At 60.4% G+C, this 17,272-nt stretch carries 18 protein-coding genes and 1 pseudogene; 16 read left to right on the forward strand and 3 right to left on the reverse strand.

Translation table 11 applies throughout. The annotated features are described in order from the left end of the window. Window positions 1–51: 51 nt before the first annotated feature. From hemE to gspM, 14 genes and pseudogenes are all read left to right on the forward strand, one after another. Window positions 52–1,119 carry a uroporphyrinogen decarboxylase gene (hemE, locus tag ACVVH8_RS02180; protein ID WP_083367241.1) on the forward strand — a complete coding sequence of 356 codons (1,068 nt, stop codon included), beginning with the start codon at window positions 52–54 and terminating at the stop codon, window positions 1,117–1,119. A 286-nt stretch (window positions 1,120–1,405) separates the two neighbouring features. After that, a pseudogene (gene gbpA / locus ACVVH8_RS02185) lies at window positions 1,406–2,873 on the forward strand (N-acetylglucosamine-binding protein GbpA). 74 nt (window positions 2,874–2,947) lie between these two features. Next, a complete protein-coding gene (locus ACVVH8_RS02190) occupies window positions 2,948–3,496 on the forward strand; it encodes a cytochrome b (protein WP_213027299.1) in 549 nt (182 codons plus the stop codon). Between the two features lie 7 nt (window positions 3,497–3,503). After that, a complete protein-coding gene (locus ACVVH8_RS02195) occupies window positions 3,504–4,010 on the forward strand; it encodes a type II secretion system protein N (protein WP_256583568.1) in 507 nt (168 codons plus the stop codon). A gap of 8 nt (window positions 4,011–4,018) precedes the next feature. After that, window positions 4,019–5,908, forward strand: coding sequence for a type II secretion system secretin GspD (gene gspD, locus ACVVH8_RS02200; protein ID WP_475228267.1), 1,890 nt, complete (start codon window positions 4,019–4,021; stop codon window positions 5,906–5,908). Beyond that, window positions 5,905–7,377: a type II secretion system ATPase GspE gene (gene gspE, locus ACVVH8_RS02205; RefSeq protein ID WP_475228269.1), complete on the forward strand. Its 1,473-nt coding sequence runs from the start codon at window positions 5,905–5,907 to the stop codon at window positions 7,375–7,377. The genes gspD and gspE overlap by 4 nt, the downstream gene beginning before the upstream one ends. 3 nt (window positions 7,378–7,380) lie before the next feature. Next, entirely contained in the window at window positions 7,381–8,589 is a 1,209-nt protein-coding gene (gene gspF / locus ACVVH8_RS02210; protein ID WP_475228272.1) for a type II secretion system inner membrane protein GspF, read from the forward strand. A gap of 3 nt (window positions 8,590–8,592) precedes the next feature. Beyond that, complete coding sequence (gene gspG / locus ACVVH8_RS02215; protein WP_103305439.1) at window positions 8,593–9,051, forward strand: type II secretion system major pseudopilin GspG; 459 nt, start codon at window positions 8,593–8,595, stop codon at window positions 9,049–9,051. Next, on the forward strand, window positions 9,051–9,518 hold the full coding sequence (gspH, locus tag ACVVH8_RS02220; RefSeq protein WP_213027304.1) for a type II secretion system minor pseudopilin GspH: 468 nt from the start codon (window positions 9,051–9,053) through the stop codon (window positions 9,516–9,518). The genes gspG and gspH overlap by 1 nt, the downstream gene beginning before the upstream one ends. Beyond that, window positions 9,511–9,894 (forward strand): type II secretion system minor pseudopilin GspI, encoded by a 384-nt coding sequence (gene gspI / locus ACVVH8_RS02225; protein WP_103305437.1) that lies wholly within the window; start codon window positions 9,511–9,513, stop codon window positions 9,892–9,894. Before gspH ends, gspI begins: the two co-directional genes overlap by 8 nt. Then, the gene (locus tag ACVVH8_RS02230; RefSeq protein WP_213027306.1) at window positions 9,887–10,393 is read left to right on the forward strand and encodes a prepilin-type N-terminal cleavage/methylation domain-containing protein; all 507 of its coding nucleotides are present in this window, start codon (window positions 9,887–9,889) and stop codon (window positions 10,391–10,393) included. Before gspI ends, ACVVH8_RS02230 begins: the two co-directional genes overlap by 8 nt. Beyond that, a complete protein-coding gene (locus ACVVH8_RS02235) occupies window positions 10,390–11,238 on the forward strand; it encodes a type II secretion system minor pseudopilin (RefSeq protein ID WP_475228274.1) in 849 nt (282 codons plus the stop codon). Before ACVVH8_RS02230 ends, ACVVH8_RS02235 begins: the two co-directional genes overlap by 4 nt. Next, window positions 11,235–12,329, forward strand: a complete 1,095-nt coding sequence (gene gspL / locus ACVVH8_RS02240; RefSeq protein WP_475228276.1) for a type II secretion system protein GspL — start codon at window positions 11,235–11,237, stop codon at window positions 12,327–12,329. Before ACVVH8_RS02235 ends, gspL begins: the two co-directional genes overlap by 4 nt. A gap of 8 nt (window positions 12,330–12,337) precedes the next feature. Beyond that, on the forward strand, window positions 12,338–12,772 hold the full coding sequence (gene gspM / locus ACVVH8_RS02245; RefSeq protein WP_475228278.1) for a type II secretion system protein GspM: 435 nt from the start codon (window positions 12,338–12,340) through the stop codon (window positions 12,770–12,772). Here the strand turns inward: gspM and ACVVH8_RS02250 are convergent. Continuing rightward, window positions 12,765–14,039 (reverse strand): MFS transporter, encoded by a 1,275-nt coding sequence (locus tag ACVVH8_RS02250; RefSeq protein ID WP_103305432.1) that lies wholly within the window; start codon window positions 14,037–14,039, stop codon window positions 12,765–12,767. The two genes, gspM and ACVVH8_RS02250, sit on opposite strands and share 8 nt — an antisense overlap. Window positions 14,040–14,157: 118 nt before the next feature. On the opposite strand from ACVVH8_RS02250, the gene ACVVH8_RS02255 reads away from it, so the two are divergent. Further along, complete coding sequence (locus ACVVH8_RS02255; RefSeq protein WP_103305431.1) at window positions 14,158–15,054, forward strand: LysR family transcriptional regulator; 897 nt, start codon at window positions 14,158–14,160, stop codon at window positions 15,052–15,054. Between the two features lie 144 nt (window positions 15,055–15,198). Here the strand turns inward: ACVVH8_RS02255 and ACVVH8_RS02260 are convergent, their stop codons facing one another. After that, a complete protein-coding gene (locus ACVVH8_RS02260; RefSeq protein WP_103305430.1) occupies window positions 15,199–15,636 on the reverse strand; it encodes an excinuclease in 438 nt (145 codons plus the stop codon). 225 nt (window positions 15,637–15,861) lie between these two features. Between ACVVH8_RS02260 and ACVVH8_RS02265 the strand changes: the two genes are divergently transcribed. After that, entirely contained in the window at window positions 15,862–16,245 is a 384-nt protein-coding gene (locus ACVVH8_RS02265; protein ID WP_213027310.1) for a type II toxin-antitoxin system PemK/MazF family toxin, read from the forward strand. Window positions 16,246–16,458: 213 nt separating this feature from the next. Here the strand turns inward: ACVVH8_RS02265 and ACVVH8_RS02270 are convergent, their stop codons facing one another. Continuing rightward, window positions 16,459–17,262, reverse strand: a complete 804-nt coding sequence (locus ACVVH8_RS02270; RefSeq protein WP_315445309.1) for a hypothetical protein — start codon at window positions 17,260–17,262, stop codon at window positions 16,459–16,461. Window positions 17,263–17,272: the final 10 nt, after the last annotated feature.

A 17,272-nucleotide genomic window follows, 5' to 3' on the forward strand; every position in this document is an offset into this window, starting at 1 on the left:
TTTTCCCTCGCGCTCTGAGAAAATGCCCGCACTTTTTTTCCGGATGCCGACATGACTGCCCTGAAGAACGACCGTTTCCTCCGCGCCCTGCTCAAGCAACCCGTAGACGTCACCCCCGTGTGGATGATGCGCCAGGCCGGCCGCTACTTGCCGGAATACCGCGCCAGCCGTGCCCACGCCGGTGATTTCATGAGCCTGTGCATGAATCCGGAATTCGCTTGCGAAGTCACCCTGCAACCGCTCGACCGCTATCCGCAACTGGACGCGGCGATCCTGTTCTCCGACATCCTCACCATCCCCGACGCGATGGGCCAAGGTCTGTACTTCGAGACCGGTGAAGGTCCGCGCTTCAAGAAAGTCGTCAGCACTCTGGCTGATATCGAAGCCTTGCCGATTCCTGATCCGCACAAAGACCTTGGCTACGTGATGGACGCGGTCAGCACCATCCGTCGCGAACTGAACGGCCGTGTGCCGCTGATCGGCTTCTCTGGCAGCCCGTGGACCCTGGCGACGTACATGGTTGAAGGCGGCTCGTCGAAAGACTTCCGCAAGACCAAGGCGATGCTCTACGACAACCCGCAAGCCATGCACCTGCTTTTGGACAAGCTGGCGCAGTCGGTGACTTCGTACCTCAACGGCCAGATCATGGCCGGCGCGCAAGCGGTGCAGATCTTCGATACCTGGGGCGGCAACCTGTCGGCGGCGGCGTATCAGGAATTCTCCCTGGCCTACATGAAGAAAATCGTCAGCGGCCTGATCCGCGAGCACGACGGTCGCAAGGTGCCGGTGATCCTCTTCACCAAGAACGGCGGCCTGTGGCTGGAAAGCATCGCCGAGGCTGGCGCCGACGCACTGGGCCTGGACTGGACCTGCGACATCGGCAACGCCCGCGCCCGCGTCGGCGACAAGGTCGCGCTGCAAGGCAACATGGACCCGACCGTGCTCTACGCCAAACCGGAAGCGATCCGCACCGAAGTCGGGCGCATCCTGGCCAGCTACGGCAAGGGCAGCGGCCACGTATTCAACCTCGGCCACGGCATCACGCCTGAGGTTGATCCGGAACACGCCGGTGCGTTCCTGCGCGCGGTGCATGAGCTGTCGGCGCAGTATCACGAATAACTCAGCGACGGCAGTACAAAAAAACCTGTCCCGTATCATGCGGGGCAGGTTTTTTTTGCCGTTTAGAAAGCTTTAGGTTAATAGTTTCTTATTGTAAGAATTTTTTATTTAGTTGTCGGATTAGTTCCCGTGACGACTATTCCTGCCGAACCCGGTGATTACTCCTACATAGAACTTTTAACTATCCACGTAAGGTTTCAGGCGTGTGTCCGGCATGGCGTCGAGCACCGTATTAGAGCCTGGCGTCGCGCCAGGCTCGCTTATTTGATATGAGCCTGGAATAACAATGAAAAAATCAATTTTCCGGAGGAGTGCATTGGCAACGTGCACTTCTTCGCTACTCTTGCTGTCGGGCATGCTGGGTTCTTCCGGCGCTGCGGCCCACGGTTATGTGGAGTTCCCTCCATCGCGCGCTTTTCTCTGTCAGAAGGGAATGAACACCGGGTGTGGTGGTGCTCAATATGAACCGCAAAGTGTTGGCGAAACCTTTCAGGGCTTTCCGGCCGGCGTCGGCGGCGCGGAGGGCCAAGGACCGATCGATGGCAAAATCGCCAGTGGCGGACACGAGTTGTTTTCTGCCGTGGACGTGCAGTCCGCCACACGCTGGCAGCTCACCGACATCAAAGAGCGCACTCAGGATTTCCAGTGGCATTACGAAGCTCCACATCCGGTGGCCAAGCACGAGTATTTCATTACCCGTAATGGCTGGAACCCGAATGAATCGCTGAAACGCAGTTCTTTTGAGAGCACGCCTTTTTGTCAGGTCGCGGGTGACTTCCAGATGCCGGTTCCCGGCACCAAGCACCGTTGCAGCATTCCCGAAGACAAAAACGGCCACCACGTCATCCTCGCCATTTGGAGCGTGGGCGATACCAAGATGGCGTTCCACAGCGTCGCTGACGTCAACATCCTTGCTGAAGCCGTTCTGCCGGGTGGCTGGTCTGCTGTCGGCAGCCATCGCTGCATCGACGCCACTGCTGGCTGGTGACAAGGTCAAGGCCCGTGCCTTTACCGCTTCCGGTGAAAATCCGTCCTACAGCGCCGAAATTTCGATCGACAATGCGCAAGACGCCGAGGCGCAAAACTGGTCGTTCAAACTCGCCGAGCAGATCAACAAGACACACACCCTGATCCGCGCTGGCGTGCGTGATGAAAACGGCAACATCGAAGCGATCCGCGGCAGCAACACGTTGTACGCGCAAAAAGAAAGCGGCGTCGTCCGCTACGAAGTGCAGTTACTGATGAAAGAGGACGTCGACGCCCGCCTGTCGGTGGCCTCGCAACAAGCGGAATATGTACTCGACAAAGGCGAAACCAAAGTCGACTTCAGCCTGATGTCCAACCGCAAAATGAACGTCGAAGCCAACCTGTTCAACGAGCAGAACAAACTGGTCGGCACCACCACCGCACAAGCGGACAGCGGCGCAACCTGGCTGACCATGGACATCCGCAGCAATCCCGGCCCGCACACCCTGACCCTGGTCGGCACCACGCTGGATGGTCGCACCACCCGTCAGGACACCCAGCCTGTCAACGTCACCGGTGAAGGCGCTGGCGCCGATTACGACTTCCTGTTCCCTGAAGGCCTTAGCGACTACACCGCCGGCACCAAGGTACTGCAGCCGAAAACCAACGAGGTCTTCGAGTGCAAGCCATTCCCGGCTTCTGGCTATTGCAAGCAGTACAAACCTGAGGCGAACGGTTTTGAACCGGGCGTGGGCGAACACTCGCATGCGGCGTGGAACAAGCTCTAAGGCTCCTCCCGTGTAATTACGTCAGACGACCGTCCAGGTCGTCTGATCGCTGGTGGTTTTCAGGGGCGATTCAAATGGCGCTTTCGGTTTATTCCAAGCAACAAATACTGCTGCACTGGGTGTCGGCAGCTGTAATCCTGTGGACGCTGGTCACCGGGTTTTATGTGGCTAACGTCAACGTGGCCAACGACACCAAACAATGGGTGGCCGGGGTCAATGTGTCGCTGACCACGCTGTTCATTCCGGTGTTCTGCTGGCGGCTGGTGGTGTTTATCAGCCATCTGCGACATGAACGCATGTCGCAGTTTTCTTCGGCAAAAATGCTTGCGATGTTTGTCCATCGGCTGATCTATCTGTTGGTGGCCGTGGTGCTGTTGAGCGGGGTGCTGATGATGGATCGGCCGATCCCTGTATTTGGCCTGCTCGAATTCCCCCAGCCGCTGGACGATGTGGCGCTGACTGACGGCTTTTTCGTGCTGCACATCTGGGCCTGCACGGCGCTGGCGGTGCTGGTGGCGATGCACATTGGCGCGGTGATTCTGCACGAGCTGCGCGGTTATCGCGTACTGCGGCGCATGTCGTGGCGCTCGCGCGTTCGGCAGGCGTGCGGGCGCATCGGATGAGCCGTCAGTGAGACTTTTATCGCTCTCGGGACTGTGGGCGCTGCCGTTCGCGTGTGCCGCGTTTCTCGCTTGGCAGGAATGGACATTTCGCAGTGCGCAACGCCTGCCGGCACCGGTCGCTGTGCCGCTGCCGGCATCGCCCGCGCTGGCGCCGTTGAACACCGCAGCGGTGGCGACGGTGTTCGGGCTCGCTGCGCCAACCGCACTTCGGCCAAGCGCCGAGTCGTTGACTCTGCAAGCGACTTTCGCCGTCGACAGTGGTTTGTCGAAAGCCCTGATAAGCGTTGCTCAAGGGGCGCGGTTATATCGGGTCGGCGATGACTTGCCGGGCGGCAGCGTGCTGCGTCGGGTCGAGGCGCAACATGTGGTGCTGTGGAACAAGGGCCGGGAGGAATCGTTGCCTCTCGCACCTTCTGCCAGTGCGTTTCTCAAGCGTTTGCCCGCATCCACCGAGGCAGACCCTGCTGGCATTTCCGCCCGTTTTCTACGCCCGCTCGCCGGGCAGTCAGAGTGATCACATTGATGAACAGCTTGATTGGCGCGCAAGCCTTGCGCGCCCTGTTGGTTTGCGCCGTGTTGGTGATACCGCTCCTCAATCGCCCAGTGCACGCCGGGGAACAGCGCTGGCAGTTGGCGATGAATCAGGCCGAACTGCGCGACATCGTCGAAGAGATCTCGGTGATTCTCGGCACCACCGTGGTGCTCGACCCGCGCGTCTCGGGACGCATTACCGTCATGTCCCGTCAGGCGCTGGATCGCGAAGGCGTACGGCGCTTGTTCTACTCGGTGCTGGACGCGCACAACTTCACGGTGATCGATGAGGGCGACCGCATCCTCATTACCCCGGTGGCAGACGTGAAAACCCGTGCTGGACAGGCTGCCAGTGAGCGCGTCACCCCCGCGCAATTCATTACCCAGGTTATCGAACTCAATACCAGCAGCGCTGCCGATCTCGCCGCGCTGATCCGCCCGTTGGTGTCGGCCAATGGCTACCTTGGCCCATCCGTTTCGGCCAACGCTTTGGTAATCACTGACACCAGCGCCAACGTCAAACGCATCAGCCAGGTGGTGCGCCAACTCGACGCGGGGCAGCAGGATCAGCATACAGTGGTGTCGCTGCGCTTTGCTCAGGCCAGTGATATCGCCACGGTGATCGAGTCCTCATTGGGCAAGCGCAATGCTGACTCGCTCATTCAGGTGCTGGCCGATGTCAGAACCAACCGCTTGATCGTCATCGGCCCGCTCGCCGTGCGCCAGCGCTTGACCGAGCTGATTCGCCAACTCGATGTCCCCGCCACCGCCAGCCTCGATACCGCGCGGGTGATTCGTTTGCGCCATAGCGACGCCAAGCAGTTGGCGCAGGTGCTGGAAAGCATGGGCCAGAATCGCAAGGCGCCGGCGGCCCTCAACGGCAGGGACGCAGCTGCTGCGACGCCGTTCATGCTCAAGGCCGACGAAAGCCAGAATGCGCTGGTGCTGATTGCCGAACCGGCTCAGGTCCGAACCATCGAGAACATCGTCCGCGAGCTGGATCAGCCGCGTGCGCAGGTGCTGATCCACGCCGCTATCGTCGAAATCTCCGGCGATATCGCCGATGCCGTGGGCGTGCAGTGGGGTTTGAACACCGGCGACGCGAAAGGCTTTATCAACTTCCCCGGCACCGACATTCCCATTGTCGGCGGACTGAAGTTCGACGAGAAAAAATCGGCGCCCGACGGTGCGATTCTGCAATTGGGCGGCGACCGTTTCGGCGCGTTGATTTCGGCACTGGCGAGCAACACGCGGAGCAATCTGCTGTCCACGCCGAGCCTGCTGACCCTGGATAATCAGCAAGCGGAAATCATTGTCGGGCAGAACGTGCCGTTCAAGACCGGATCCTACTCTACCAACAGCAGCGGGGCGGATAACCCGTTCACCACGGTCGAACGCAAAGACGTCGGCATCAGCCTGAAAATCAAACCGTACATCAATGAGGGTGCGACCCTGCGTCTGGAAGTCGAGCAGGAAGTCTCGGACATCGCGCCTTCAGTAACAGGCATCGACTCCTCGGATCTGATCACTAACAAGCGCGCCCTGAAAAGCACGATTCTCGTCGACGACGGCGAAATCATCGTCATTGGCGGGCTGATCCGCGACAGCGTGCGCACGCAGAAAAGCGGTGTGCCGTTGCTGCGCGATATTCCGTATCTCGGCGCGCTGTTTCGCTGGAGTCGCGACACCCAGACCAAAAGCAATCTGATGGTGTTCCTGCGCCCGACCATCGTCCGCAGCCGTGAGGATCTCTCGGGCATCAGTCAGCAGCGCTACAACACTTTGCGCGACCTGAGTCAGCCAAAGGCCGGGGAGAGCAACTCGCTATTGCTGCCGGCCGAAGCGCGACAGTTGTTTGAGCCGGCAACGGTGGCGCCATGAGTGCCGCGTTGGCAATCCTGCCATTCGGTTTCGCCCGACGATTTGGCGTGCTGCTGGAAGGCACGGGCACGCAGGCCCGCGTGCTCATGCGAGCCGACACGCCGCTGACGGCGCTGGCCGAAGTGCGCCGCTTGTGCGCTCGCGAACTGCCGATCGAGATACTTGCGCAGGAGTCGTTCGCCGCGCGGCTGGCCGCGACCTATCGCGAAGGACATAGCGCTGCGCAACAGGTCGCGCAAGGGCTGGACGATGAGCTCGATCTGCTCAGCCTCGCCGAACAGGTGCCGCAGACCGCTGACCTGCTGGAGCAACAAGGCGACGCGCCAGTGATCCGCCTGATCAATGCGCTGCTTAGCGAAGCCGTGCGCGCACAGGCCTCGGACGTCCATCTGGAAACCTTCGAGCAGTACCTTTCGGTACGCATGCGCGTCGACGGTCAGTTGCGCGAAATGCTCAGGCCAAGACGTGAACTGGCGACGTTGCTGGTGTCGCGGATCAAGGTCATGGCGCGGCTCGACATCGCCGAAAAAAGCGTGCCGCAGGACGGCCGGATTGCCTTGCGTCTGGCCGGGCACGAAGTCGATGTGCGCGTCTCGACATTGCCGTCGGCGCACGGCGAACGTGTGGTGCTGCGCTTGCTCGATAAGCAAGCCGGGCGTCTGCAACTGCAACGTCTGGGCATGCCGGACGACACTCTCGCTACCCTGCAAAGCCTGCTCGCCAGACCGCATGGGATTCTGCTGGTGACCGGGCCGACCGGTTCCGGCAAAACCACCAGTCTCTACGCGGCGTTGAGCAGCCTCAATGATCCGTCGCGCAACATTCTCACGGTCGAGGATCCGATCGAATATCACCTGCCGGGGATCGGCCAGATGCCGGTCAATCCGAAGGTGGAAATGACCTTCGCGCGCGGCTTGCGCGCCATTCTTCGTCAGGATCCGGACGTGGTGATGGTGGGTGAAATCCGTGATCGCGAGACCGCGCAGATTGCCGTGCAAGCTTCGTTGACCGGACATCTGGTGCTGTCGACCTTGCACACCAACAGTGCGGTCGGCGCGGTGACGCGACTGAGCGACATGGGCGTGGATGCGTATTTGTTGGCCTCGTCGCTGGTCGGTGTGCTTGCGCAACGCTTGTTGCGCACGTTGTGCGTGCATTGCAAGGCACCGTACTTTGCCGACGCTGCGACCTGTCATCGGCTGGGGCTGGATCCCTTATTGGCGGCGCCGCTTTTTCGTGCGCAGGGCTGTGAGCATTGCCAGCACGGTTATCGCGGGCGCATCGGCATCTACGAACTGATCAGCATCACCGATGCGGTTGCCGCGCTGATTCATCAGGGCGCCAGCGAGCGCGAGCTGATTGACGCAACGCGCAAGGAGTCTCGCAGCCTGTTTCAGGCCGGCCGGCAACGTGTGCTCGACGGCGAGACCAGCGTCGATGAGTGGCTGCGCGTGACGCAGGAGGATTAATCGATGCCGACCTTCGATTACCGCGCCGACAATGCTCAGGGCCACCGCTGCCGTGGCAGACTCGAAGCGGAAAACGCCCGGCACGCGCGACAGTTGTTGCGTGAGCGCGGACTGTGGCCGTTGCAACTCAAGGAACTGCAAGGCAATGGCAGCGGCCATGGAGCGTGGCGCGCCGGTCGCTTGAGCGTTGCCGATCTGGCGCTGCTGACCCTGCAATTGTCGACGCTGGTACAGGCCGGTTTGCCGCTGGAAGAAGCGCTGGAAGTGGTCGCCCGCCAGACCGCCAAGCGGCGCGTTGCCGGTTTACTGTGGGCAGTGCGCGGGCGGGTCATGGAAGGGCACGCGCTGGCCGTCGCGTTAAGCCGGTTTCCTGCGGCGTTTCCCGAGTTGTTCCGCGCCACGGTGGCGGCGGGTGAGCGCTCTGGCCATCTCGGTCATGTGCTGGAGCAACTGGCTGTTTACACCCAGGCGCGCCAGGCATCGCGACAAAAGATTCAGATGGCGCTGATCTATCCCTCGATTCTGATGTTCGCCAGCGTGGCCATCGTCGGTTTTCTGCTCGGCTACGTGGTGCCGGACGTGGTGAAAATTTTCGTCGACAGCGGTCAGCCGTTGCCCTGGTTGACCCGCGCACTGATCAGCCTCAGCGACGGTGTGCGCCAGTTTGGTCTGGTATTTCTCGGCGCCAGCCTGGCGCTGTTCAGTGGCTGGCGCTGGAGTTTGCGTCAGCCGCTCTGGCGGCTGCGCTGGCATGCGCTGGCGTTAAATATTCCGCTGCTCGGCACGTTGCTGCGCGCCATGGAAGCGGCGCGATTCGCCAGCACGTTGGCGATCCTCGGCAAGAGCGCCGTGCCCTTGGTCGATGCGCTGGAAATCGCCGCCGCCGTGATCGGCAATCAGACCATTCGCGGGCGTATGAGCGAGGTCGCCCGCTCGGTGCGCGAAGGCTCGACGCTGACCCGCAGCCTGGAACGCAGCGGCGATATCCCGCCGATGATGCTGCACATGATTGCCAGCGGTGAACGCGCCGGCGAGCTCGACGCCATGCTCGCCCGCGCCGCCGAACAACAGGAGGCGAGCCTCGCTGCGCGCATCGCGCTGATGGTGAGTCTGTTCGAGCCGGCGATGTTGCTGGTGATGGGCGCGGTGGTGCTGCTGATCGTCCTCGCCATCCTCCTTCCGATCCTCAGTCTCAACCAATTGGTGAATTGATCCATGGCTCTTTTGCACAGAAAAACATCGGCCGCGCAGCGCGGTTTCACCCTGATCGAAATCATGGTCGTGGTGGTGATCATCGGCATCCTTGGCGCAATTGTCGTGCCGCAATTCATGAGCCGGCCGGATCAGGCGAAAACCACGGCGGCGAAGATCGATATTCAAGCAATCGCCACGGCGCTGGAGATGTATCGCCTCGACAACGCGCGATATCCCACGACGCAGCAGGGCCTCGAAGCGTTGGTCAAGCGCCCCTCCGGGACACCGGCGGCACGTAACTGGAACCCTGCCGGTTATCTGAAAAGTCTGGCGCGCGATCCCTGGGGTACGCCGTACCAGTACCTCAACCCCGGTACGCGTGCGGCGGGTGGCGGTTACGACTTGTATTCGCTGGGCTCCGATGGCGTCAGTGGCGGTGAAGGCCACGCCGCCGATATCGGCAACTGGGCCATCGATTGATGCGCCAGCGCTGCCGGGGTTTCACCTTGCTGGAATTGATGGTGGTCATGGTGCTGATCGGCGTGTTGCTGGGTATGGTCGGCCTGGTGGGCGGGACCAATCCGGCGCAAGTGGCGCGGCAGGAGGCGAGCCGGCTGGCTCGGCTGATCGAGCAATTTCGCGAACGGGCAGTGCTGGAAGGGCGGGAGTTTGGTGTGGGTTTTAGTCTGGAAGGTTATCGCGTTCTCCAGCTCGGCGAGAAAGGCTGGCAGCCGTTGCTGCCCTTGCAAGCATGGCCGCCGGAACTGCAGCCGCGACTTACTGTGGAGGGCCTGCCGGTGCGCTTGGCGAACAGTGCGCAGCTGCCGCAATTGTTGATTCTCAGCAGTGATGAAATCAGCGCATTTACCATGTTTCTAGTAACTCGTGAGCGAGTTTGGGCGAATTTGTCTTCGGATGGTTTGAGTGAGGTCTCACTCGATGAGTGACCGACCGACGATCACTCGCATGCGAGGTTTCACGCTGCTGGAAGTCATGGTCGCGCTCACGATTTTCGCCGTACTCGCAGCGGCGATATTGTCGGCGAGCCGTTACGTGGTGCAGCAGAGCGGCGCCGCTGAGCAACGGCTTTTCGCCGCGTGGCTTGCGGATAATCATCTAAATGAGTTGCGCCTGAAAAACGACTGGGTCGCCGGACAACAGCAGCAGATTGTGCACATGGATCGCCGCGACTGGCGCCTTCGATCATATCTGCGCGTGGGCGAAATGCCGGGGCTGTTCACGGTGGAGCTGGAAGTCAGTCTCGGCGACAGCGATCAACTGTTGTACCGCACGTCTGCGCGGTTGCAGGGCCGCCATGAATAACCAGCGCGGATTCACCTTGTTGGAACTGGTGATCGCAATGGCGATTTTCGCTCTGCTCGGTCTCGCCAGTTGGCGCCTGTTCGACAGCGTGGTGCGCGTGCAACACGCGACGGCGAGCCATGAGCGCGGCTTCAGAAGTTTGCAACGGGCAGTCGCGGTGATCGAGCGCGATCTGCTGCACGTCACCGAACAGCCTATCGTCTTGAGTGCCGGGCAACTGAGTGTGCAACGCAGCAACTGGCGCAATCCACTGGATCAACCACGCAGCGAACGCCAGGAGCTGACATATCGCCTGCTCGACAGTGTGCTGTGGCGAGAGAGCCGCGCCGAAGGATCGCTGACCGTACAGCGGCAGAAGTTGCTGGAGGAGGTTGTCGATCTGCGCTGGCGGTTGCTCGGTGGTTCTGCGGGCACACCTTTGACGCTGGAGTTTCTGGTCTCGACCCGACGCTATGACGGTATTCGCCGGGTACTTTTGCTGCCGGGAGCATTGCCATGAAACACCGGCAACAAGGGCTGGCGTTGATCAGCGTGATGCTGGTGCTGAGTCTCGCCTTGCTGATCACCAGTGGCATGTTGCGTAGCCACCGAATGTCGTTGCAGAGCAGCGCGCAACAGCTGCAAACCCTGCACTTGCGTCAGTGGGCGGTGGAGGGAGAGGTCTGGGCGCTGCGGCGTTTGCACAAGGCTGTTGTGGATCAGCAAAACCATGCCGAGATGCTCCTGGACTGGCCCCAAGACATTCCTGAACTGGGCCGCGAAGACACGCAAGTCGAGGTGTACATCGAAGACCTGTCGGCGCGTTTCAATCTCAACGCATTGCTGCATCAGGGGCAGATTGATGCGGTGACGCTGGAGCGCTGGGCGCGGTTGCTCGAATTGCTGGAGCTGCCTGCGCTGCAGCCGAGCCAGATTGGCCAGTTATCCGAGGTGAGCCAATTACGTTTGCTGCCAGGTTTCGACGCACCAATGCTGCGGCGTCTGGAACCGTGGGTGGCGCTGCTGCCCACGGATGCGACGCTGAATGTCAACACGGCACCGGCGTTGTTGCTGCGTGTGCTCGAGCTGGAACCGGATGTGGCTGACGCCCTTGTTCGCCAACGTTCGACGACCTCCTGGCACAGCGTTCAGGCGTTTAGCGCCGACCCTTTGATCGCCGATATCGGAATCAATACACATGGGCTCGGCGTCGACAGCCGCTGGCATCGCATCACCGTACGCGTGGTGCAAGAACAGCAGGTGGTGACGCTGAACACTGATGTCGAATTCGTCACGAAAACCGCCCGATTGAAAGTCCTGCAACGCCGTTTGCTTCCTTCCCGCGGCATCGAGATAACGCAATGAAAAACTGGCTTTACCTGACCGCCGAAGGGCTTGCGCACCTGTCGTCCGACTGGCCTTGTTGCCTGTGGTCGCACGCCGGCGAACAACAAACGATGTCGCTGCACCAAGCGGTACAAGTGCTGCACGGGAAAAAAATCGACCTGTTGCTGCCCATCGAATCTTGCAGCTGGCTGCGCAGCGAACCCTGGCCCGGGCGACGTGCGCCGACCGCGCAGGCGCTTGCGTTTGCCGTCGAAGAGCAGCTTGGCGAAGTGCTCGACAATGTGCATTTGAGCATGGGTCAAGCGGATGGCGAGCGACGTTATCCGTTGATGGTCATCGCTCGCGAGCGCTTGGCGGCCGTTTTGTCGTTGCTCGCCGAAAGTGGTCTGCAAGTGCGCTCGGTGTTCGTCGATGCCGATTTGTTGCCAATGAATCAGCCTGCTGGTGTCCGCTGGTTCGGGCGCTGGTTGCTGGGCGGGGCGTTACCGGCCCGACTTGCAGTGACAGAGGAGGGATTGCTGGCGTTGAAAGGTGTGTTGCCCGAGAGCATGGTTTGGGTCGATGAGCCGGATGATCGGTTATTGCTGGCGGAAGGTTTTCGACAAGCGATCAATCTGCGGCATGGCGAATTCGCCTTGCGGCATTCGCCGCTGCCGTGGCGTGCGTTCTCGGCAGTATTGCTGATCCTGTTGTTGCTGGGTGTGGGCGCCAGCGAAACGCGGTTCCGTTTCCTTGACGACGAAACCCGGCGACTCGCCGAGCACAATGAGCTGCGCTTTCAAACGCTGTATCCCCAGCACGCGCAAATCCTCGATCTGACCGCACAGATGCAGGCGATTCAAAGTGTGCCAGCGCAGTCCCGTGACACCCGGGTTGCGGCGCTGGTCAGGTTGATCGAACAGGTGATTGGCGCCAGTCAGGTGGAGGTCAGGCGCATCGAGTTTGGCGAGGGCGATGGTTGGAAAGTCCAACTGACGGCCAACGGTTTCGCCGAGCTTGAGCAGTTGCGTGAGCGCGGGCGTCAGCAAGGTCTGGCGATCAAGATTGATGGCGCCAGCAAGATCGGCGATCGGGTGACGGCGGCACTGACGTGTGAGGCTGGCGTATGAGGTCTGTGATGTTCCTTGAACGATGGCGACGGCTGTCAGGTCGTGAGCGCAACCTGATACTTTTTCTGGCGACGGGTTGCCTTGGCGGCGCAATGTTAATGTGGCTCTGGCAACCGAGCGTGCAACGGCTGGAAGCGGCCGAGCGCCTATATCGTCAGCAACAGACTTTTGCGATTCAACTGAATCGCGCTCAGCCACCAAGCGGTGCCGTGTTCGATGCGAGTCAGCCATTGTCATTACGGATCAGCGATAGCCTCGCCACGGCGGGGCTTGACGTTCAGCAAATGGATAGCGACAACGAGCAGATTCGCCTGACCCTCACTGGCCCGCCCGAGCCTTTGCTACTCTGGCTGGACAGGCTTGAGCGTGGCGGTGTGGTATTGCACTCGCTGACGCTTGAACCGCGCGACAATCTGCTGGAGGCGCGGTTGCTACTCAGATAGTCGTGCCGGTCAGGGGTGGCAGCTTCGCCAGTTTCAGTGCGACCAGCAGCGCGATCAGCAACAACGCGCCGATGAACAAACCGATGCCGTTCCAGCCGCCAAGGTGCCAGAAGACCCCACCCGCCGTCCCGGCGATGCTCGAACCGGCGTAATAGCTGAACAGATACAGCGAGGACGCCTGTCCCTTGGCCTTCAACGCCCGCCGACCGATCCAACTGCTCGCCACCGAATGTGCACCAAAGAAGCCGAAGGTGAAAATCAGCATGCCGACGATGACCAGCAACAGCGGTGTAAACATCGTCAGTGCCAGACCGACGAACATCAGCGCAATGGTCGCCCACAACACCTTGCGCCGCCCCAGTTTGTCCGCCAGTGAGCCGATCTTCGCCGAGCTGTAGATGCCCGACAGGTACACCACCGAGAGCAAACCGACGAACACCTGATCGAGGTTGTACGGCGCGGCCAACAGGCGATAGCCGATGTAGTTGAACAGCGTGACAAACGCACCCATCAACACGAACGCTTCAAGAAACAGCAGCGGCAACCCGGCATCGCGAAAGTGCATGGTGAAGCCGTCGAGCAGGCTGCGCGGGTGCAGCGAGCGCGAGCGGAAGTTGCGCGACTCGGGCAGGATCTTCCAGAACACCGCCGCTGCAATCAACGCCAGACCGCCGATCACCAGCATCGCCGTATGCCAACTGACAAAGTCGATCAGCACCCCGGTGATCAAACGACCGCTCATCCCGCCAATCGCGTTGCCGCCAATGTACAAACCCATCGCCAGGCCAATGTGCTGCGGATGAATTTCTTCGCTCAGGTAAGTCATCGCTACCGCCGCAAGACCGCTCAACGACAGCCCGATCAGCGCGCGCATGATCAACACGCCTTCCCAACTCGGCATCATTGCGCTGGCCATGGTGCACAGGGCTGCGGCGAACAGCGCGGTGACCATCACCGGTTTGCGCCCGACCCGATCGGAAATCGGCCCGGTGATCAGCAGGCCGATGGCGAGCATGCCGGTGGCCACCGAGAGGATCAGACTGCTCTGCGCCGCGTTGATCCCGTACTCGTGGGACAGCAGCGGCATCATCGGCTGCACGCAGTACAGCAGCGCAAAAGTCGCAAATCCGCCACTGAACAGCGCCAGCACCGTGCGCATGAACATCGGCGTGCCTTTTTCGATGTAGATCTCTTGCAGTTCGGCGACGACATCGTCGGCCGCTGCAGGCGGGACTTCATGGGCAAGGGGCGCGACAGCTGTTTTCACTTCAGACCTCGGAGGGCACGGCCAGGCAGGCAATGAAAAAATCATATAGCTGGCTAATGTTTCTATCCAATATATTGTTCGACCTGTTTGATAGCTTTAACGACCTAATGGGGTTTCCATGGAATTGCGTCATCTGCGCTACTTCATCGCTGTTGCCGAAGAATTGCACTTTGGCCGCGCCGCCCAGGTGCTGGGGATTTCTCAGCCGCCGCTGAGCCAGCAGATTCAGGCGCTGGAGCAAGAGGTGGGCGCACGGCTGTTCGAACGGACCAATCGTCGGGTCGAGTTGAGTGAGGCAGGGCGGTTGTTTCTGGAAGAGGCGCGGCTGGTGCTGGCACAGGTCGACAAAGCGGCGGACGTCGCCCGGCGTGCGCAACTCGGTGAGCTCGGGGAATTGAAGATTGGCTTCACCTCATCGGCGCCGTTCAACTCGACCATTCCGCAGGCGATTTTCTCTTTCCGTCAGCGCTTTCCGGCGGTGCACCTGAACTTGCGTGAGATGAGCAGCACCCAAGTGGCCGAGTCACTGGTGGACGAATCAATCGAGGTCGGCATCATGCGTCCGCTGGGTTTGCCGGATTCCTTGAGTGTGGTCGAGTTGATGCGCGAACCTTTGGTGGCGGTACTGAGCGCCAAGCATCCGTTGGCTCAAGGCAGCGAGGATGGCCTGTTTCTTTCGGCGCTGGCGCTGGAACCGTTTGTGTTCTTCCCGCGCAGTTACGGCAGCGGCCTCTACGCGCAACTGCTCAGCCTGGCCCGCGATGCCGGGTTCAGCCCCCACTTTGCCCAGGAAGCGGGGGAAGCGATGACGATCATTGGTTTGGTGGCGGCGGGGCTGGGCGTTTCGGTGCTACCGGCGTCCTATCAACGCATGCGCATCGACGGTGTGGTGTATCGGCCGCTGCTCGATCCGGAGGCGATTTCAGCGGTGTGGCTGGTGCAGCGCAAGGATCAGAAATCGCCGATGGCCAAGGCGTTTGTCGAACTGCTCACGCGCAAGGTCGAACAAGCCTGACGGCTGCGCCGCCAATCGCTGCGATGCGGCGACCCGACAAGCCAGCTCCCACATGATTGTGGATGGACACAGAGGATGTGAACACAAACGAAACCTGTGGGAGCTGGCTTGCCAGCGATGACGTCCGTCCAATCACCACAACGCTCAGGGCAACCGCACCAAATCCCCCTTCAACGCCACCCGAGTCACAAAAATCCCCGCCCGACACTCGTAAGTATTCAAATCCTTGCGCACATGCCGGTCGTAATAACTGACGATATTGACCACCGCATTCGCCCCGACCCGCTTGGCCTCGGCTTGCAACTTGATCAGGTTCGATTGCAACACCCACTCGCAGGAATCGTGATCACTCTTGTTGAAACCATTGGTCTTCAGGTCGCTGATCACATCGCGCTGCAACAACCGCTGAGTACCCTGCGGCCCATTCCCGGCCAGATAAAACTTCACACTGCCATCCAGCCGCCCGGCGCGAATGGCGTCCGACAGCACGGTTTCGAAGGGCATGTACATCAGATTGGTGGCATGGCTGGCGCTGGGCAGCAGACTGAAGAGCGTGGCGGCGATCAGGGCTTTCACTTGCATGGTCATCTCCTTGACGGTGAAAGAGAGCAGCGAGTGCTCGACTGATGATGGCTCGCCGTTCTGGCAGGCGTTAAGGGGAGTGGCCTGCTTGAGCGAGTGTAGATGTTGCTGGTGAAGGTGTTCGGTGTGAGTGATTTGCAGCCATACATTTCGAGTTACGGAACTGCCGTTGGGGAAATTGCTGCTGTCGGGCAGGATCAGTTTTTTCTTGAATGAGTGTCACGGATGCCACTTCGATACCAGCCTAGGGAGGGCAGCGTTCTGATTTGCGATTTCAGGGGGCATGAAGTACCTGAGATGGTGAAAGTCAGGCCTGTCGTTGTGATACGCAAGCACCGAACGAATAGCTTGCTGGTGACGGTGGTGCCGCTGAGTACCACTGCTCCGGAGCGCTTGCTCGACCATCATCTTGAACTCGCAAGCCACCTTCACGGAGCCAGTCCAACCTGTTGGGCAAAGTGCGATATGGTTGCGACAGTCAGCCTTTCGCGACTTGATCGAATCAAAAGTCGGGATCGTCAAGGCAAGCGCGTTTACCTGATCTCACATCTTGCAACAGACGAGTTCTACGCCATCAAAACTGCAGTCAGACGGGCGTTGGGACTGTAATGGCAGATGCAGTGGCGCATTGAGGCCAAATGCCAGCCGTTGTCCCTGCCTGTTTTTCGGGCAATACTGCCAGCGTTCCCGAAAGGGGCTTGTGAGACTCTGGGGATCCTGGGCAACCAGCCATCGCAGAGCCAGACAGGTAACTGGCGATGACAAGCCAACCTGTTTGTGAAAGGGCGCCGAAAGGCGCCCTTTGTCGTTTCTACAGCTCAATCAATCAACGTGGGCGAGGTCACCACGCAACGCCACGCTCGACACCACCAGCCCCGCACGGCACTGGAATTTTTCGGTGTCTTTGTACAGGTCGCGCTGGTCGACGCTGGCGATGTTGATCACGGCGTTGGCGTCGGCTTTTTTCGCGGCGTTCTGCAGGGTCGCGAGGGCCGATTGCAGGGCCCAGAAGCAGGCGTCTTCGTCGGATTTGTTCGAACCGTTGGTTTTGCGGCTGCTGCTGACGGTGTCGAGTTTGCGCACTTGTTTCGGCAGGGTTTCGCCGGCCAGGTAGAACTTCACGCTGCCGTCGAGCAGGCCGGCGTCGGTGGCGCGTTTGACGCCTTCGCGAAAGCTCAGGTAAGTCGGTTCGTCCGCACCCTGTTTGATGATGCCCAGGTTGTTCACCGCTTCGATGTCCGGGTTGATCGACAGTTCTTTGAGCACGTTGTCACGCAGGCGGTTGACCCAGCGGTTGTAGTTGCCGTGGATCTTGCCGTCCTTGGCGTCGAGGCCGTAGCTGCTGCGATAGTCGATTTCGAACGAGGTCGGGGTGAACGGGATATCGACTTCGGCGTGGTGGCGGCCACGTACGGTGATCGCGGCTTTGATCATGCCCGGGCGTACCGACTGCACGACCCATTGGCGGTCGTTCAGCGCGGTGACGATGGCGCGGCTCATCTGTGACTGGGTGAAGCCGAGGTCTGGCGAAAACTCTTCCTTGGCGTTGTACACCGGTTTGCTGGTGCAACCGCCGAGGACGAAGGCCAGGGCCAACAGGGCGGCGATGCGGTGAAACTGAGTCATTCCCTTCACT

The organism is Pseudomonas trutticola BRTCR10, from assembly GCF_056155105.1.